Origin of the sequence: Microcystis sp. LE19-195.1E, assembly GCF_027532095.1 — a bacterium.
In the GTDB taxonomy this organism is placed as follows: Bacteria; Cyanobacteriota; Cyanobacteriia; order Cyanobacteriales; family Microcystaceae; genus Microcystis; species Microcystis aeruginosa.
Genome location: NZ_JAPZSZ010000280.1, coordinates 1 through 16,559 on the forward strand (window position 1 = coordinate 1; position 16,559 = coordinate 16,559).

The 16,559-nt window shown below is 41.8% G+C and carries 15 protein-coding genes and 4 pseudogenes; 12 read left to right on the forward strand and 7 right to left on the reverse strand.

The genetic code is table 11. The features are described 5' to 3' along the window. A pseudogene (locus O9300_RS15620) lies at positions 1-416 on the forward strand (hypothetical protein); the annotation flags it as partial. Positions 417-442: 26 nt separating this feature from the next. Beyond that, positions 443-844: pseudogene (locus tag O9300_RS15625) on the forward strand (hypothetical protein); the annotation flags it as partial. 92 nt (positions 845-936) lie between these two features. On the opposite strand, the gene O9300_RS15630 reads toward O9300_RS15625, so the two are convergent. Further along, the gene (locus O9300_RS15630; RefSeq protein WP_004268142.1) at positions 937-1,269 is read right to left on the reverse strand and encodes a hypothetical protein; all 333 of its coding nucleotides are present in this window, start codon (positions 1,267-1,269) and stop codon (positions 937-939) included. Further along, the gene (locus O9300_RS15635) at positions 1,259-3,391 is read right to left on the reverse strand and encodes a CHAT domain-containing protein (protein WP_287972627.1); all 2,133 of its coding nucleotides are present in this window, start codon (positions 3,389-3,391) and stop codon (positions 1,259-1,261) included. The genes O9300_RS15630 and O9300_RS15635 overlap by 11 nt, the downstream gene beginning before the upstream one ends. Between O9300_RS15635 and O9300_RS15640 the strand changes: the two are divergent. Together O9300_RS15640 and O9300_RS15645 are read left to right on the forward strand one after the other, a co-directional pair. After that, a pseudogene (locus O9300_RS15640) lies at positions 3,375-3,777 on the forward strand (bluetail domain-containing putative surface protein); the annotation flags it as partial. The gene O9300_RS15635 and the pseudogene O9300_RS15640 sit on opposite strands and share 17 nt — an antisense overlap. A gap of 407 nt (positions 3,778-4,184) precedes the next feature. Then, positions 4,185-4,697 carry a dihem cytochrome c family protein gene (locus tag O9300_RS15645; protein WP_287972628.1) on the forward strand — a complete coding sequence of 171 codons (513 nt, stop codon included), beginning with the start codon at positions 4,185-4,187 and terminating at the stop codon, positions 4,695-4,697. 112 nt (positions 4,698-4,809) lie between these two features. On the opposite strand, the gene O9300_RS15650 is transcribed toward O9300_RS15645, so the two are convergent. After that, a complete protein-coding gene (locus O9300_RS15650; RefSeq protein ID WP_287972630.1) occupies positions 4,810-5,664 on the reverse strand; it encodes a helix-turn-helix domain-containing protein in 855 nt (284 codons plus the stop codon). Positions 5,665-5,896: 232 nt separating this feature from the next. Here O9300_RS15650 and O9300_RS15655 point away from each other — a divergent pair, with 232 nt between their 5' ends. Then, positions 5,897-6,400: a MogA/MoaB family molybdenum cofactor biosynthesis protein gene (locus O9300_RS15655; protein ID WP_079207582.1), complete on the forward strand. Its 504-nt coding sequence runs from the start codon at positions 5,897-5,899 to the stop codon at positions 6,398-6,400. 1 nt (position 6,401) lies between these two features. Here O9300_RS15655 and O9300_RS15660 read toward each other — a convergent pair whose 3' ends face one another. Beyond that, positions 6,402-7,013: a DUF8692 domain-containing protein gene (locus O9300_RS15660; protein ID WP_287972632.1), complete on the reverse strand. Its 612-nt coding sequence runs from the start codon at positions 7,011-7,013 to the stop codon at positions 6,402-6,404. 129 nt (positions 7,014-7,142) lie between these two features. Between O9300_RS15660 and O9300_RS15665 the strand changes: the two genes are divergently transcribed. From O9300_RS15665 to hpsU, 3 genes are all read left to right on the forward strand, one after another. Next, a complete protein-coding gene (locus O9300_RS15665; RefSeq protein ID WP_287733515.1) occupies positions 7,143-7,808 on the forward strand; it encodes an urease accessory protein UreF in 666 nt (221 codons plus the stop codon). A 208-nt stretch (positions 7,809-8,016) separates the two neighbouring features. Next, the gene (locus O9300_RS15670) at positions 8,017-8,967 is read left to right on the forward strand and encodes a glycosyltransferase family 2 protein (RefSeq protein ID WP_287972653.1); all 951 of its coding nucleotides are present in this window, start codon (positions 8,017-8,019) and stop codon (positions 8,965-8,967) included. Positions 8,968-8,972: 5 nt separating this feature from the next. Continuing rightward, entirely contained in the window at positions 8,973-9,563 is a 591-nt protein-coding gene (gene hpsU, locus O9300_RS15675; RefSeq protein WP_004162948.1) for a hormogonium polysaccharide biosynthesis acetyltransferase HpsU, read from the forward strand. Between the two features lie 391 nt (positions 9,564-9,954). Here the strand turns inward: hpsU and O9300_RS15680 are convergent, their stop codons facing one another. From O9300_RS15680 to O9300_RS15690, 3 genes and pseudogenes are all read right to left on the reverse strand, one after another. Continuing rightward, the gene (locus tag O9300_RS15680) at positions 9,955-11,706 is read right to left on the reverse strand and encodes a mechanosensitive ion channel family protein (protein WP_287972655.1); all 1,752 of its coding nucleotides are present in this window, start codon (positions 11,704-11,706) and stop codon (positions 9,955-9,957) included. A 100-nt stretch (positions 11,707-11,806) separates the two neighbouring features. After that, positions 11,807-12,580 (reverse strand): annotated as a pseudogene (locus tag O9300_RS15685) (pyridoxal-dependent decarboxylase). A gap of 34 nt (positions 12,581-12,614) precedes the next feature. Beyond that, on the reverse strand, positions 12,615-12,890 hold the full coding sequence (locus tag O9300_RS15690; protein ID WP_353851565.1) for a DUF1345 domain-containing protein: 276 nt from the start codon (positions 12,888-12,890) through the stop codon (positions 12,615-12,617). Positions 12,891-13,046: 156 nt separating this feature from the next. Here O9300_RS15690 and O9300_RS15695 point away from each other — a divergent pair, with 156 nt between their 5' ends. From O9300_RS15695 to O9300_RS15710, 4 genes are all read left to right on the forward strand, one after another. Beyond that, entirely contained in the window at positions 13,047-13,601 is a 555-nt protein-coding gene (locus tag O9300_RS15695; protein ID WP_190721230.1) for a hypothetical protein, read from the forward strand. Between the two features lie 357 nt (positions 13,602-13,958). Then, entirely contained in the window at positions 13,959-15,245 is a 1,287-nt protein-coding gene (locus tag O9300_RS15700) for an RNA-guided endonuclease InsQ/TnpB family protein (RefSeq protein ID WP_287972657.1), read from the forward strand. 18 nt (positions 15,246-15,263) lie between these two features. Next, the gene (gene clpP, locus O9300_RS15705) at positions 15,264-15,905 is read left to right on the forward strand and encodes an ATP-dependent Clp endopeptidase proteolytic subunit ClpP (protein WP_223210720.1); all 642 of its coding nucleotides are present in this window, start codon (positions 15,264-15,266) and stop codon (positions 15,903-15,905) included. A 217-nt stretch (positions 15,906-16,122) separates the two neighbouring features. Beyond that, positions 16,123-16,559, forward strand: a 437-nt coding sequence (locus O9300_RS15710; RefSeq protein WP_287972658.1) for an RRXRR domain-containing protein, incomplete at its 3' end; no start/stop codon positions are given.

Consider the following 16,559-nt stretch of genomic DNA (forward strand, 5'->3'; position numbering starts at 1 on the left):
TATATGAAAAGGAATTCGAGAGAGAACAGATAATTAAACTGTTTGAAATCATCGACAATATGATGACTTTATCCCCTGAATTACAGTCAAGTTTAGAAAGTAAAATTAAACAATTTGAGGAGGAAAGAACCATGCCTTTAATAAGTAATATGGAGTTACGAGGAAGGAAAATTGGTGAGGAAATTGGGGAGTTACGAGGAATAGAACGCGGTAAGGAAATTGGAGCGTTAGAAAATGCTCGTGATTTTGTGAAAAAAGTTTTGGAAAACCGACTAGGCGATATCCCTGTAGATATTGGACAATGTCTCAATGATGCTTCAGTTATTTCGGTTTTAGAAGAGATGTTAAAAGCCGCACTTATAGTAAATTCTTTTGAGGAGTGTAGGAAGTCTTTTAGTATCATCATAAATAAGTAGTGTGGGTAATACCTACCTTACTTAGTAAACTGTTTGAAATCATCGACAATATGATGACTTTATCCGCTGAATTACAGTCAAGTTTAGAAAGTAAAATCAAACAATTTGAGGAGGAAAGAACCATGCCTTTAATGAGTAATATGGAGTTACGAGGAATCGAACGCGGTAAGGAAATCGGTAAGGAAATTGGGGAGTTACGAGGGATAGAACGCGGTAAGGAAATCGGTAAGGAAATTGGAGCGTTAGAAAATGCTCGTGATTTTGTCAAAACAGTTTTGCAAGCTCGCTTAGGTGAAGTTCCTTTAGATGTGGAACAATACCTGAATAAAGTTTCGGTACTATCTACATTACAAGAGATTGTTAAATTAGCAGCTACTGCTAATTCTCTCGCAGAATTTAAGCAGTCTTTGGCAAAAATCAATATCTAGAAAACGGTTTTCTTTGAGAAACTCTTTGAGAAACCCGTTTTCTTTGAGAGACCGGATACCGACCTCTGGCTTTTTGTTTTAATGGTGGACATTTACTTCGTTTTCTGTATTTTTGGCTGCAAAGTTGTAGATAGGGTAACTTTCATCGTGTTTGTATTGGCTGTTTCTGCTCCAATGTTGAAAAACAGATATTTGAGTCCTCCCTGCGCCTTTAGGCTGACTGAACCATTAATTTCAACAGTCAACTGACTTTCTACATCTACCTTGCTTGAAAGAGCTTCCATCACAGATTCAAAGAGTTCTTGCAACTGAACTGCGACGGTTTCCTCTTGTGGTCCCAAAGTAGTCAGGATTTCCTCATCCTCAGTTTGTAAGCTACTAACTGAAGCTGGATCGACGGCTGTGGCATATACTTTAATTGGCATGGTCTTCCTCCTTGGAATTTTTTTGCTGTACAATCGAGAAATCTGGATCGCCATAAATACAATACAGTAGCCAGAATAAGTTTCTTTCGTTGGCTGCAACTTCTTTGGCTTTGGCTACAGCCTGTCCGATAGTAATTTTCTCATCTGGGTTGAATAATTCACGGTAAACAATTTCGGCAAAGTTGACGGCATATTTCACTGGTACGGCTCCTAAAGTTCCAATGAAAGCATCTGCACCACGCTGATAAAATTTCCAGCCAAAACTGCTAAATTTTCCAAAGGTTAACACGGGAACGGTTGAAGCACAGGCGTTAGCAAACACAAGACTACCCGGCTCAAGGGGTAGCCTTTGGATGGTTTCAGGGAGCAAGTTTTCAATCCGAGTTTTGTTCTTATCGCCAGCAATTTGGAGTAGGTGCGGTTCTAAATGTCCGTGACAGGTAAAATGAAGCGCATCTGTGCCTGGAATAGCTTTTACAAGGGACGAAATTGGCTGTTTAGCTAACAATTGTACCGCTTCCGGGGGGAGAAGATTAGAGAATAGATGGGTAGCTCGCTCTGCTTCCGAGGAAGGTACATCTCCACCGACAATATTGACAATCCGCTTGATTTGTCTTTTTCCCTTACTTTCAGGTCTATTTCTTTTTGGTAAATCTTGACTATCGCTGAGGCGAGGAGAGCGAGCAATAATAAACTTCTTTCCCCAAAAATCTTCGCCGTCGTACATTAATTCCCAAGGAATCCACTGTTCATTAGTGGAGATAATGACAGGAGAACCAATCTTCCAAGTTCCCATTTGTTTGGCCACTTCAGAGGGAATTAACATCTCGAACAAGTTAGCGCCAACACTCTGAAGATTGAAACAGATACTCTCCCAACGCTCATCAGAGGGGTTTCCTTGTTGCACTACTTCTGTCAGGAAAGCATTCAAACTTCGCAAATCATCTTCAATTTGTTGCTGAATATTAGGAATTGTTTTCTCCCACTCGCCTAAGCGATTGGCAGGGAAGATAGTATAGAGTAATTTACTTTCTCTCTCAATCCAAGTAACATTAAGTGTATGTTTATCGGGATTAACCGTCATACTTTCTAAGTTTTTGAGACCATCAATTGGGTCTTCCATTGATAAAACTTTTGGCGATATTTCATGATATGATGAGAAAGTTACGTTAGTTTGAACGATTACATACCCAACTCTTGTTGCTCCTCTGAAAAACTCAATCTCAATAACTTGCTCACCTCTTTCAAGAGGAACAAGGGTAAAAATCACTTCGTTGGAATCGCCTTTAACTGGAACAGTCAACTGCTGCTGATAAGGTCTTATGGCAAATGCTGGAGCAGTAACCTTGACATTTAGTTTAACTTGCTTAGTATTAAGTCCTACTGTAAGCCAAATTTTTTCTGGAACACGAGTAAATTTTGGAATCTCTTGAGTTAGCTGAATCTTTAAATCAACTTTTTGTTCAAGAACACATCCTGATGGGAATTCGATTCGAGTGTGGCGTTGAATTGTTACGCTATTAGACGACGGAAGGGGTTTAGGCTGCTCAGAGCAAGGCGGCCGAATAAACTCCCCACGCTCGTTAATACTCCCGTTATTCGAGTTAAAATAACCCGGGTTGCCGATATATTTTCTGTTTAAATCCGCTTCTCCACCTGCCAATTTGTCGGGTGGAACCTTAACCGTCGGTTCCACCTTTACATATGAGTTTATGTCTTGAACAAATTCAGTTTTTCTTAGCCTTAGTCCCTCACCGATTACTGATAAGCTTGTTTCTGGATGAGTCAGCAGTTGAAATTGAATACAGAAATCAGCCAACTGGAAATATCGAGCCTCAATAGCTTTATAAGCTGTCTCAAGGAGGTCCAAATCGACTTGGCTCAGAATAGTTGCAAAATCAGCTACAAGGCTTTGAGTTTCAGCAGCAAATTTCTTTAAGAGAGTATCAGCTTCACTAAACTTATTTTGTCCCAACAATGCAGCAAGTTGTACGAGTTGCCTATTGCGAGTGTTAGGAAAGTATGCAGCCAAAGCATAAGCCTCGGCGAATTCCCCTTCTCCCAGAAGAGCGACAATCGGTTGCAGCCAAGTTTCACGAGGTGTTTCACTGCGAGTTTCCATTTCCTATACCCTTTCTGACAACGTGGAAAATCTCGTCCTCACTGGTACTGGTAATGTTAATGGCACGGGTAATGCCTTGTCAATTTGGTGGGGCCATTAATGCCCCGGTCGCTTTTACCCGGGCAACAGATAGCACCACGACCAATATTAACACCATTGTTACTAACGTCTTTACCGATGCTAATGGCGCAACAGCCGGAAATCAAGCTATCGGGATGAACAGTGCTGCTTTAGTGCGGGTTGCTAATACTACTACCACTTACCTAATTATCAACGACGGTACGGGGGGTTTCCAAAGTGCTAATGATTTGGTGATTAATCTCACCGGGTTAACGGGTAGTTTACCGGCGCTCGGCCCTATTCCAGTCAATAGTTTCTTTGTCTAAATTGATGGGGGGGGATTAATTCTCCCCTTTTAATGCTCCCGTTCAAGTAATTTTGATACAAAAAAAGTTAAGAGGCTCTTCTCGACTTTGTGTTATAATTTTTGCTTATGAAACCGTGAAATACCTATCAAGCAAGACTTTTAGGGCTATTTTAACGTTCGGCGATGCTCAGTCGGGCCGCGGAAGAAACTAGAAAATATCAGTATAGACCTCGTTTCCACACATAAACCAGAAGCTCCCAAATACTGATGGGCAGTCAGGAGTTTAAGCTTGTGGAGAGACTGTAAGACTCGTTGGGATTCGTCTCAAAAAGCAGGTTTCTGTGAAGCAAGAATCTCCCATCACACAGCTTGGCATTGTGATGGCGAGAGTGTCACAATTGTGTTCAATTACTCGTCATCCCAGTCATGCCTTCCAGCGGTCAAGTGAAATCGATTTTTTTTCTGATCCTCTTTCTCCTCAGTATTCTAGGGGGTATTCTACTGGCTTCGCTACTTAAACAACCAGCGATCGCCCAATCCCCTTCCTCGGATACAGTGCTGAATCGTTATCAAATTGGACAGCAAACCTATCTAGAAAATTGTGCCACTTGCCATATTGCCATTCCTCCGAGCATCCTACCCAGTCAAACTTGGAAAAAAATCCTAGAAAATCCGGATTCTCACTATGGTATCCGTTTAAAACCAATTGTTGGCATTACTCAGCGTCTTATCTGGGATTATCTCAGTTATTCTTCCCGCCCTCTTACCCAGACTACTTTTGTTCCCCTCCTAATTGAACAGTCCACCTATGTAAAGGTTTTGCATCCTAGGGTCAATTTACCCACTCCTCTCGGTCATACCACCTGTGTCAGCTGTCATCCTAACGCTTCCCGCTACGATTATCAAACCCTTACCCCCATCTGGGATGATGCAGCCTAATCAGTTATCAGTGATCAGTTATCAGGAGTCGGGAGTCAGGAGATTATTTTTTTTATTCTTCCCAACACCCCATCACCCCATCACCCCATCTTCCCACACCCCACACCCAATCCTACTGAGGGGGTGCAGTTAGGGTGATTTCGCCAATTTGACCAGCTTTACCCATTAATTGGGCAGGTTTTTGGTTAAGAGAGATTTTAACACCGCCAGCATTGCCCGATCGAATATTTAAACTCTTTTGGGCTGTCCAAGTTTGTTTAGTCCCGGGTTGGAGATTGCCTTCATGGACTTTTTTGCCATCGGCAATTACCCTTACCCAAGCGGCCTGTTCAATAGTTACCTGGGCTGAGAGGGGAACTTTTGACTGAGGAGAAGGGGAAGGAGAGGCTATCGGTGCGGGAGGGACTACCGGCGCGGGGGAAACCACGGGGGAAGGAGAGGGAGTAACGGCAGGGGGGTTAGAGAGAGGGGGACGGAGGAAAAGATAGCCAATACCGCAAAATATACCCGCCAGCAAGCCTAGCCAGAGATACATCCCGAAAAAGGTTGATTTAGCCGGTTGGGGGCCAGTTTCCGGGGCTGGTTTTTCTGGTTTCACCGGTTCCACTTTTGGGGCAGCGGGTTCAGCCTTGGGGAGAGGGGTAACTTTTGTGGGCAGTGTTTTCGGGATAGTTACCTCTTGAGCTAATTGTTCCGCACTAGGAGACAAGCGATCGGCTAAAGCTTTACCATCAATTTTTAGAGCATCACCGTAGCGTTTGATAAATCCCTTGACATAAATTAATTCTGGTAATTTCTGCCAATTCCCCGTTTCCAACGCTTCTAGCATTGGTACTCTAATCATCGTCAGGGCGGCGATATCGTCTATGCTCAGGCCGCTTTCTTCTCGTTTTTGACGTAAATAAGTCCCGATTTCCTTGATTTGTTCGGCTTGTAGGGGACTGAGTTGACTCATAATTCCAGTCATAATCTATACCAATTAGATGATAATCTCGATTTTGTTATTTTGGGATAATCTGTTCTCTAGAAGCTCCTTTTACCTTGTCATCATTACCGGCGAAAAGGTTCCAAAAAATGGCAAAAATCGGCAATACTTGCAAAAGTTAAGTTTTTTATTCTCGGTTGACTGCACTGGCTACTTAGTGCATACATTTGTTCTCAATACTTGTTTTTCTCCAACTCTCAGCTGATCGCTAATTATGACCTTTATTCCCCATCCCGACACCGCCCCCCTTAACCTTACCTGTGCCGTAGTCACGGTGAGCGATACTCGTACCCCAGAGACGGATAGGAGTGGCCAAATAATTCAAGAGTTACTAACTCGATCGGGTCATGATATTGGCCTATACTTAATTATCCCCGATCAACCCTTACAAATTCAAGCAATCTTACCAGAGATTAGTAATCAAAATCAGATAAAAGTCTTAATTCTCAATGGGGGTACGGGTATTGCTCCCAGAGACAATACATACGATGCTTTAGTACCTTTATTAAGGATTACTTTGCCCGGTTTTGGCGAATTATTTCGTTATCTCAGCTATCAGGAAATTGGCTCCCGTGCCATGGCATCAAGGGCAATAGCTGGGGTTTATCAAAACTTATTAGTCTTTTCTCTCCCCGGTTCCACTAATGCCGTTAAATTAGCCCTAGAAAAACTGATTCTTCCCGAAATTTTACATCTGGTTAAACAGATGAATGGATAATTTATTGGGATTTGATCTGGGCGGAAATTTCTTGAAAACATACATCCCAAAAATAGCCAGCTAGATTCACAGCACTTAACAGTTTAGGAATTCCTTCACTTAGACTAGCAAAACCTTGATTTTTAATCTGGAGAAAATCGATAGCGATCGCCAAAGTTAAAAGTGCTAAAGCGATGATTAAAATTTGGTAATAAGTTTGTCTTATTCGCCGCCAAAATGCTAAACCATAAATCAGAATTGCGAGGGCATAAACAGAGATAGTCAAGAATTTGGGAATATTAAAATAGAGGAGAATGATATGAATTCTGAAGATTTCATTGATGGCAAAAAGTCCCGTTATTATGCCAGAAAAAAGTAAAAAATTGTCAGAATTATTGAAACTTGTCTTGCGGGACAACAAAGTATAACTAAAAAGGCAAACAATCGGGGGCAGACAACAAAGCAATTGAAAAGAATGGGTTAATAAACCAGCGATCGGACTTGGCGGAGTAGCGGGGGGATAAAATAAAAGACTAGAGGGTAATTCTGCCCGATCAACCCCAGCAATCAAAGCTAAAATCAAGAGGAGAACGACAAGATTTATTTTCAGAAAATGCTGTTCTCGTGAGGACATAAGTATAGTAGTTTATAATTGTGGCTATTAATCACGGTATAATTCACAGAGTGCCGCTTTCTACCGATCTACATACCGAAGCGCCAAGTATTTCCCTAATTGTGTTAAGGACAATTTTCTCGGTTTTCTATGCTCGCTCAAAAAGAACTTTTGTGTTTATTACAATTGGCTAGTCCCATTTTACCCGTGGGGGCCTATAGTTATTCCGAAGGGCTAGAAACCCTCGTCGAAAAGGGGATTATCTCCAATAGTGCCAGCTTAAATGATTGGTTAGAGCGATCGCTTTGTCAAGGCTCGATTCGCTTAGAAACGGCTGTTTTGGTAAGGGTATATCGTTGTTTTTGTCAAGAGGATTTTACAAAACTTAATTATTGGGACAATTGGTTATCGGCAACGCGAGAAACAGCCGAATTAAGACAGCAAAGCTGGCAAATGGGGCGATCGCTGTTAAACTTATTGCGGGAGTTAGCGCCGGCCAGAGATAATCTACCAGAACAGGCTAATTATGCCACCGCTTTTGCGATCGGGGCAAGTCATTGGCAAATTGGCGAAGAATTAGCGGTTTTAGGCTATTTACACAGTTGGGCAAGTAATTTAATCAATGCAGGATTGCGTTTAATTCCCCTAGGGCAAACCCTAGGACAATCCCTTCTGATCGGTTTACAGCCCAGTTTATTAACAGCAACAGCAGATATTATCAGTTTAGCCGATGAAAACCTGAGCAGTTGGAGTTGGGGGCTAAGTTTTGCCAGTATGAACCACGAAACCCAGTATAGTCGTCTATTTCGCAGTTAGAAATTAGCGATCAAATTTTTCACTATTTTCTGGGAGAATATGCAAGTCTCTAGGAGTCTCTGTCTTGGGTTCAAGCCGACATTTTTAGGTAAAAAACCAAATAAGGTATAGTAAGATCAAGAAAAATCTTAGGTCCTAGTTCTCGCTTTCAGAGTGACTAAGGGTTTTAAGGAAAGATGCGAACACTCTACCTAGCCACAGTGTACCAATGTTTAGTCAATCAGAAAAAATTCCCGTTTCGGTGTTGATTCCCGCCAAAAACGAGGAATCTAACCTTCCCGCCTGTTTAGAGAGTGTTGCTAGGGCTGATGAAGTGTTTGTCGTCGATTCCCAAAGTAGCGATCGCTCGATCAAAATATCTACAAACTATGGGGCTAATGTAGTCCAATTTTATTTTAATGGTCGTTGGCCGAAAAAGAAAAACTGGTCCCTCGATAATCTGCCTTTTCGCAATGAATGGGTATTAATCGTCGATTGTGATGAGAGAATCACCCCCGAACTATGGGACGAAATCGCCAGCGTGATCCAAGATCCCAACTATAACGGTTATTATCTCAATCGTCGCGTCTTCTTCCTCGGACAATGGATTCGTTATGGTGGCAAGTATCCCGACTGGAATCTGCGCTTATTTAAACATAAGTCGGGCAGATACGAGAATTTAAACACGGAAGATATCCCCAACACGGGAGATAACGAGGTTCACGAACACGTTATCCTCGATGGCAAGGTGGGATATCTGAAAAATGATATGCTGCACATCGATTTCCGCGATATCTATCATTGGTTAGAAAGACATAATCGTTATTCCAACTGGGAGGCGCGAGTTTATTACAATATTCTCACGGGTAATGACGAAAGCGGCACGATCGGAGCGAACCTGTTCGGTGATGCGGTGCAGAGAAAACGTTTTTTAAAGAAAATTTGGGTAAAATTGCCCTTTAAACCGCTGCTGCGCTTTATTCTCTTTTATGTTATCCGTCTCGGTTTCTTGGATGGCAAAGCTGGTTATATCTACGGTCGTCTTTTGAGTCAGTACGAATACCAAATAGGGGTTAAATTGTACGAATTACGGCAATTTGGCGGTAAATTAAACGTTAATGCCCATGCTAATCCCCCGGTTAAACCCTCGGAACCTCAACCCGCGGAAATGATTAAATAAGTCCTATGTCCCCAGAAATCCGCACCGATGAGGAAGCGTGGCTAGATCTGCGTACCTACGATCAATCTTGGTTTGAGCGCGGTCGTTCTCATCCGATTATCCTACTTTGGTGGTTAGTACAGGGAATTCTTTTTCCCCTCAGTTTGCACCAAATGGACAGCTTTCGCTGCGCTATTTTGCGACTATTCGGGGCTAAAATCGGCCTTGGGGTGAAAATTCGCCCGACGGCAAGGGTTACTTATCCTTGGAAAGTGGCGATCGGCGATTATACTTGGATCGGCGATGATGTGGTGATTTATAGTTTAGATAACGTTACCATCGGCAGTCATTGTGTGATTTCTCAAAAATGTTATCTTTGCACTGGCAGTCACGATCCCTGCGATCGCTCTTTCAGCTTAAAAACCACTCCCATCCTCATTGGTAATGGTACATGGATTGCGGCCGATTGTTTTTTGGCTCCGGGGGTAAAAATTGGCTCTAATGTTGTTATTGGGGCAAGAAGTAGCGTATTTGCTGATATTCCCGCTCAAAAGGTCGCTTGGGGCAGTCCCTGTCGTCCTCAATACGATAGAAAGATGAATTCTTATAGTAGTTAAGCTTAAGAGGCATTTTATCTCAAATGTCGGGGTGAAGACTCAAATCCCAAAGTCGAAAGTCCTGCTCATAGGATGCCGTCATCGATTTATCTCCTTCTAAGCTCAATTAGGGTCTGCTGAAAAAGTTTTTCCTGGGGGCAGGAGTCAGGAGTCAGGAGTCAGGAGCCGGTCGTTTCAGGCTTTGTTGCCCTTGTTTTCTGTACTAAGTGATGTACTATAAAAAGGATAATGCAAGGTTTTTGAAAGTCCCAATCCTATTTTCTTGCACTAACATCGGACTTTAACAGGTCAAAAGCCTTATTTTAAAAGGGTTTTACCATTATCCATCAAGCCCCAATTAACATTATATTAATAATCCGCCAACAGTAAGCGCTTAAAAACGGATTTGGTGTCAAAATGTGTTGTTTTCTTGATTGTCTGAAGATTGAACACGAAAGGGAGGCGCAACATAATCGGAAGGTAAATAATTTTCGGGAATGGTTGTTGTATTTCCATCTCGTAGGGAGGTGTAACTGGGAGAGAGAATCTCAATCCCAGCTTCATTACACTTGTCTTGAATATTTTGATGGAGTTCTGAATAAATTATTACCATCAAATTGGGTTGGTTAGTGTAAGCGTTTAATTGATAACTGATGTAAAAATTATCTAGGCTAGTTTGCAGGACAAAAGGTGCGGGTTCTTTGAGAATATGCTCAGTTTCTAGAGCAGCTTCAATTAAGGTTTTGTGGGCTTTTCGCCAAGGCAGATCGTACCCTAGGGTAATCGTTGTCTGAATAATTAGATTTCTGTTTAATTCCCGCGAGGAAATACTAAAGTTAATCACATTACTACTTAATAAAGATGAGTTAGGAATAGTAATGATTTTATTAGTGGGAGTGCAAATGCGAATGACTAGGAAGTTTTTTTCAATTAGATCGCCAATTACATCTCCCACTTGAATGTGATCTCCGATGCGAAAGGCACGGGTATAGATAAGAATAATTCCCCCAATAACATTGGCGATCGCCGAGGTAGAACCAAGGGATAAAAGAAGACCAAGAAAAACAGAAACACCGCGGAAAGCAGGGGAATCAAAACCGGGCAAATAGGGAAAAGCAACTATTGCTGCTAAGGCAATAATTATGACTAATAGGAGATTGTAAGTAGGTTTAGCCCAATCAGTATAAAAACCAGGAATAACCAGATTTCCTCTTTCTATTGCTGTAAAAAAGGGCTTGATTAGCCGGATTAAGTAGTAGGTTATAAAAATGATTATGGCAATAATAAAGGCATTGGGAAGATATTGGCCAATGGACGATAAAACCAATTCTAATGATTGATAAAAATAACCTAAAATACTCTCGCCAAAAACTCTTGTCCAGGGAAATAAACGAAGTACAAATGTTGCATAATTAAATAATAATAAAAAGAGAACAAGTAAGCGAATTATCCGAAGAACTCGCAGCCAAAAAAAGCTGATTTTAGAGGAAGATACAATCTCAACATTCCCGATTTGAATGCCCGGTGTCAAGGATTCAATCAAACGTCTAATAAAGGGAAATAGCTTCCCTGAAATTTTGATAACTGCAAAGCTAATAATCAAGAAAGCAAAGGTGGCTATAACCGTATAAATGATGTTCTTAAGTAGTTGTTCGGGTTTTCGATCTTGGCGATATTGAGCGATAGCAACCTGAATTTTTTGTAAAGCTTGTTGAGCTAAAACCTTCGGCGTTGAACGATAGGCTTTTGCATCTCGCTCCGTCACCGTTAGAATCACTTCTTGATCTACACTTAAATAAAGTGAGTTATCATCAGGAATCTGCTCAATTGTCAGGTTCTCAATAGGAATAGAATCATTTTGAGCAATTCTTTCAATTCTCCGGGTAATAGCGTTAGCTCTCTCCTCCGCCGAAAATGAAGAAACTCCCCGCCGGATAAAAAAGAGAGTTTTTCCATCTAACATAACTGGAAAGCCGTCAATTTTATTTTCCGGTTGTGTCGGATTTTGAGCTATTCCCAAAAGAGGGGAAGTTAGAGTCAGTAGTAAAACTACAAAAAATATTAGCAAGGTATGCCCAATTTTTTTCATCCATCCTCTAGCTTTAGATGGTGTAGTTAGCATTAAATATCTTTGATTAATATCGAAAACTGGTACAAATTGCATAGGATTAAGTCAGATTTTTTTGTGTGTATTCGGGTAATATTTAGGCATTACTGTCCTCGATGAGGTGCAGCTCTTCTAGGTTGAGACAGGAGGGAAATTTTCACATCTGAAAGCCATTCTTGCAACTACTAGCACCATCGACGTGCAGGGGAACTTGCCAGCCGGTTTCTCTGTTCAATGTTTCTAGGGCCTCATTAATTTCTTGGACGGGTTCATAACTACCATCAAAGGTACTACCCATAATTGCAATTACCCCGATCGTATTCTCATCAATTAGTTTAATTGCCTCGGTCGCCTTGAGATGAAAACGATTCCCTTACATCGGCACAAAACGCGGTTATACCTCCCAATAACGACAGAATTTTTGCCAACAAACCTGCACATTAATGCCCATGACTAAATTAGGTTTGTCGGTGGGTTTACCCTCTTTTTGTCGGCGTTTGCGCCATTGCCATTTTAAAGCCATGCCTTCCAACATCGCAGCTTCACTGGAACCAATGGTAGAACAACCGGTTGCCGCTTCGCTTTCGGGAGCATTCCAGAGTCTAGCGATCATATTCACACAACGCAGTTCAATTTCGGCAGTTTGTGGGTATTCATCCTTGTCGATCATGTTTTTATCGAAGGTTTCCGCCATTAATTGTTTGGCTTCCGGTTCCATCCAAGTGGTGACAAAAGTAGCCAGATTCAGGCGAGAATTACCATCAAGGGCGAGTTCATCGCGGATTAAATTGTAGGCCACCGCCAGCGGCATTTCTCCCTCGGGAATCTCGTATTTAGGTACAGCGGAAGTCAGGGCCCGGGAAGCATAGGTGGGGGTAATTAGTGCCTCTTCCGGACTAAGGCGATCGAGATTAATTTTCTGATGAACCATAACTTCCTTAATAAAATATCTTTTTTGCTGAGAGTCAATTACCAATCATTCCAAAAATAATAGCAATAATCGAGACGGATAAAAAATAGGAAAGCATCCCTTGGGTTGCTACCAGTCGCCGCATCGCCGTACTATTAATACTTGTATCGGAGGTTTGATAACAAGCCGCCATACAAAAACCTTGATAGAGAAATTCCGTCCAATTGGGTCGAGCGCAATTGGGAAAAACTAGGCCTTTACCATCATGATAGTAGCGCACTGCATATTCTTGGCTGTAGATCATTTGTCTGGCTAACCAAGCACTAATAATACTAAATCCTGTTTAAAGGGTTAATTATTGCTACTATGGCAAGAGTGCCTCCTGCCTGACTTGCACCAGGAGTCTGTTAATAGCTTCGGAAATTGTCAAAACCGAGATGTAGTTACTCATTGAACACCACAAAGGCTAAAATATGGAGTGTTATTTATGAGCCATTTATCCCTATCCGAACAGATTACCGCGGAACTTCTGGCAATCCTGATCGAAGAAGAAGTCACCTATCCCTGGGATGTAACCGCTGTTGAGAGTCATGATCCCTTAGACCTGACAGAAACGCCTTTTTCTCTGTGTGAAGGACTGGAAGCGACGGCGATCGAAGCACAAGCTGATAGATTCTTTAACAGTTTACACCAAAAATTCCCGACAGTTTCCGTTTCACCCCGGTCTAATATCTTTGATAAATTTGCCTCTTTATTGCCGGCCGAACATTTAAATCGTCTAGTAGAAAGCGCTGAAAATCTAGTTGATAGTCAATTAGACAACCTTGATCGCCTTGTTGTTTGTCTTAGCGATCTCTTTCCCCAATGGTCTCCAGAAGATTTACAGGTTTTTGCTCGTCCCTACGCCTATACTATGCGTAATGGCCAGAGCGAAACCAATATAGAAACCGAAAATTGGCAAAGTCTTTCCGAAATTGAACAAATTCGCCGGAGTGCAGCCATTGCCAGCCAGATTTTCCGCGACCTGTCTTCTCCTCAATAGTCATCTCATTCTATTCTGCACGACTACATTAGGTTACACTTCATCTTTATGAGAAACGCTATATCTCTTTATCTGATTTTTTGGTTTTTGTTTCTACCCGTCAGAAAGATTCTATAACTTGTGATTAACTTTGAAAGCACTTTTTAGGGTTGGATGCGTCATCAGACGCATCCTATATTTTCAAAGTTTCTTACCTAAAATGTCGGATGAATGCCCCCGCTAAATTTTTCGACAAGACATCAACCTTTGCGGGGGATGAAATCCGACCAGGATATTGACTGCGAAGCACGATTTTAATTCTACCATTTGTAGGTAAACTGTGTTATACTTAATTTATTCAGGGTCGAAGATTAATCAATGCTAGTCGTAGAAGCGAAGCTAAAAAACGGGACACCAGAGCAATATCACCGGCTTGATGAAGCTATCAAAACTTCTCAGTTTGTGCGTAACTCTTGTGTTCGTTATTGGATGGACAATAAGGGGACAACCCGCAATGATCTCCAAAAACTTTGCTCGGTACTAGCTAACAATAAAGATACACCATCGGTGAAGAAATTAAACTCTCAAGCTCGTCAATCGGCTGCTGATAGAGCCTGGCAATCAATTAGTCGATTTTATCATAATTGTCATGCTAAGATACCAGGGAAAAAGGGGTTTCCCCGATTTAAAAAACCTAGTCGTTCGGTTGAATACAAACTAACGGGCTACAAACTATCAGATGATCGACGTAAAATCAGATTTACTGATGGTTTTAAAGCAGGAGAATTTGATTTATGGTGTAGTCAAAAAACCTTAGTTTATTATTCAGAGCAACAGATTAAACGGGTAAGAGTTGTTAGACGTGCTGATGGTTATTATTGCCAGTTTTTGATTGACATAGAACGGAAAGAATACCATAAACCAACGGGACAAATAACAGGAATTGACTTAGGGTTAAAAGAGTTTTATACTGACGCTCAAGGTAATACTGTAGAGAATCCACGTTATTTAAGAAAGTCAGAAAAACGACTGAAAAAAGCACAAAGGAGATTATCAAAACGATTTCGTCAAGGAAAGAAACAGTCTAAAAACTATCACAAGCAACGGATAAAAGTAGCTAGGCTTCACCTGAAAGTATCAAGACAACGTAAAGACAAAGCAATTAAAGACGCTTTGGCGTTAGTCCAGTGTAATGATCTGGTAGTCTATGAAGCTTTAAAGGTAAGAAACTTAGTAAAAAACCGTAAGCTATCTAAGTCGATTTCTGATGCTTCTTGGTATCAATTCACTGAATGGTTGAATTATTTTGCCAAGATTTATCGGATTGTCTGTGTTGCTGTACCACCGCATTTTACTAGCCAAGATTGTTCAGTTTGTGGGACGAGAGTTCAAAAATCATTAAGCAATAGAACTCATCAATGTCCTAACTGTAAAACAGTCTTAGATAGGGATCATAATGCAGCAATAAATATTCTTAAAAAAGGGTTGAAATATTTGGGAAATCATCTCAACGGTACTGTTGGGCAAACAGAAACCGACCCAAACGCTTTGGGAGAGTCCGGCCTCTGGATTTTCAGTGGAGACATTGAGAATCTAAGCTGTCTCGTTGAACAAGGAATTTCCGATAGTGATAGGTCAAGAATCCCCCGTCAGAGCGTAGCTTGACGGTGGGAGTATGTCAAAATCAAAAAACTAACCGCAGCAGCAAGACAAGAAAGCGCAATGATTCCTACCGTTATTGAAACCACAGGCCGGGGCGAACGCGCCTTCGATATCTACTCCCGACTACTCCGGGAAAGAATCGTCTTTTTGGGACAAGAAGTAACCAGCGACCTAGCTAACCTAATCGTCGCCCAATTACTCTTTCTAGAAGCAGAAGACCCCGAAAAAGATATTTACTTGTATATCAACTCCCCCGGTGGTTCCGTTTCGGCCGGATTAGGGATTTTTGACACCATGAATCAAATCCGTCCCGATGTCAGCACCATTTGTATTGGTTTAGCTGCCAGTATGGGGGCTTTTCTCCTCAGTGCCGGCAAACCGGGCAAAAGAATGAGCCTACCCAACTCGCGGATCATGATTCACCAACCCCTCGGCGGCGCCCAAGGTCAGGCCACCGATATCGAAATTCAGGCCAAAGAAATTCTCTATCTCAAACAATTACTCAATGAACACCTAGCTAGTCATACGGGTAAACCTCTCGACCTCATCGCCGAGGATACGGAAAGGGATTTCTTTATGTCCGCCGAAGAAGCCCTAGACTATGGTTTAATCGATCAGGTGATCGATCGCAGTCCTTCCGCTTCTAACCCTCCCAGTAAATAGTTGTCACTAACCCCGCCCTAAAAGAGACGGAGCTTGCCTAGACCAATTTAGGCGACGCAAGTAGAGACTACCGCATCGAGACACAATCTGGCACAGACCTCCGAATACTTCCCTAGTTCGGATTCCCTCTCAGCTTTATTGGTAAAGCGTTGTTAGACAAGACATCTTGATTGTGTTGCGGTAAGGGACTTTAACTTTACTCTTAAGGATTATCTCCATGGCAAGAGTTCCTGTTATCTCAAAAGACGGAAAACCGTTAATGCCCACCAAACCCAGTCGGGCCAGACGGTGGATTAAGGAAGGAAAAGCTATCGGTAAATTCAACGATTTAGATATTTTCTATGTCCAGCTAACCGATGAACCTTCCGATAGTAAAACCCAACCAATTGCCATTGGTATTGACCCGGGTAAATTATTCTCTGGAATTGGCGTTCAATCCTCTCTTTTTACTCTTTGGAAGGCTCACTTAGAACTTCCTTTTAAACGAGTAAAAGAGCGCATGGACAATCGCTGCTTAATGCGAAGAGGACGTAGAGGAAGACGGATTAACCGCCAACTTCCTTTTAATCTAAGAGCGCATCGACAAAAACGATTTTCAAATAGAAGAACAGGAAAATTAGCTCCCTCAATCAGAGCTAATCGTCAACTTGAACT

What these genes read in the sequence shown, in the direction of transcription:
- O9300_RS15630 (WP_004268142.1), bottom strand. Translation starts at nt 1,269, where the DNA reads ATGCCAATTAAAGTATATGCCACAGCCGTCGATCCAGCTTCAGTTAGT.
- O9300_RS15635 (WP_287972627.1), bottom strand. Translation starts at nt 3,391, where the DNA reads ATGGAAACTCGCAGTGAAACACCTCGTGAAACTTGGCTGCAACCGATT.
- O9300_RS15645 (WP_287972628.1), top strand. Translation starts at nt 4,185, where the DNA reads ATGCCTTCCAGCGGTCAAGTGAAATCGATTTTTTTTCTGATCCTCTTT.
- O9300_RS15650 (WP_287972630.1), bottom strand. Translation starts at nt 5,664, where the DNA reads ATGACTGGAATTATGAGTCAACTCAGTCCCCTACAAGCCGAACAAATC.
- O9300_RS15655 (WP_079207582.1), top strand. Translation starts at nt 5,897, where the DNA reads ATGACCTTTATTCCCCATCCCGACACCGCCCCCCTTAACCTTACCTGT.
- O9300_RS15660 (WP_287972632.1), bottom strand. Translation starts at nt 7,013, where the DNA reads ATGTCCTCACGAGAACAGCATTTTCTGAAAATAAATCTTGTCGTTCTC.
- O9300_RS15665 (WP_287733515.1), top strand. Translation starts at nt 7,143, where the DNA reads ATGCTCGCTCAAAAAGAACTTTTGTGTTTATTACAATTGGCTAGTCCC.
- O9300_RS15670 (WP_287972653.1), top strand. Translation starts at nt 8,017, where the DNA reads ATGTTTAGTCAATCAGAAAAAATTCCCGTTTCGGTGTTGATTCCCGCC.
- hpsU (WP_004162948.1), top strand. Translation starts at nt 8,973, where the DNA reads ATGTCCCCAGAAATCCGCACCGATGAGGAAGCGTGGCTAGATCTGCGT.
- O9300_RS15680 (WP_287972655.1), bottom strand. Translation starts at nt 11,706, where the DNA reads ATGCAATTTGTACCAGTTTTCGATATTAATCAAAGATATTTAATGCTA.
- O9300_RS15695 (WP_190721230.1), top strand. Translation starts at nt 13,047, where the DNA reads ATGAGCCATTTATCCCTATCCGAACAGATTACCGCGGAACTTCTGGCA.
- O9300_RS15700 (WP_287972657.1), top strand. Translation starts at nt 13,959, where the DNA reads ATGCTAGTCGTAGAAGCGAAGCTAAAAAACGGGACACCAGAGCAATAT.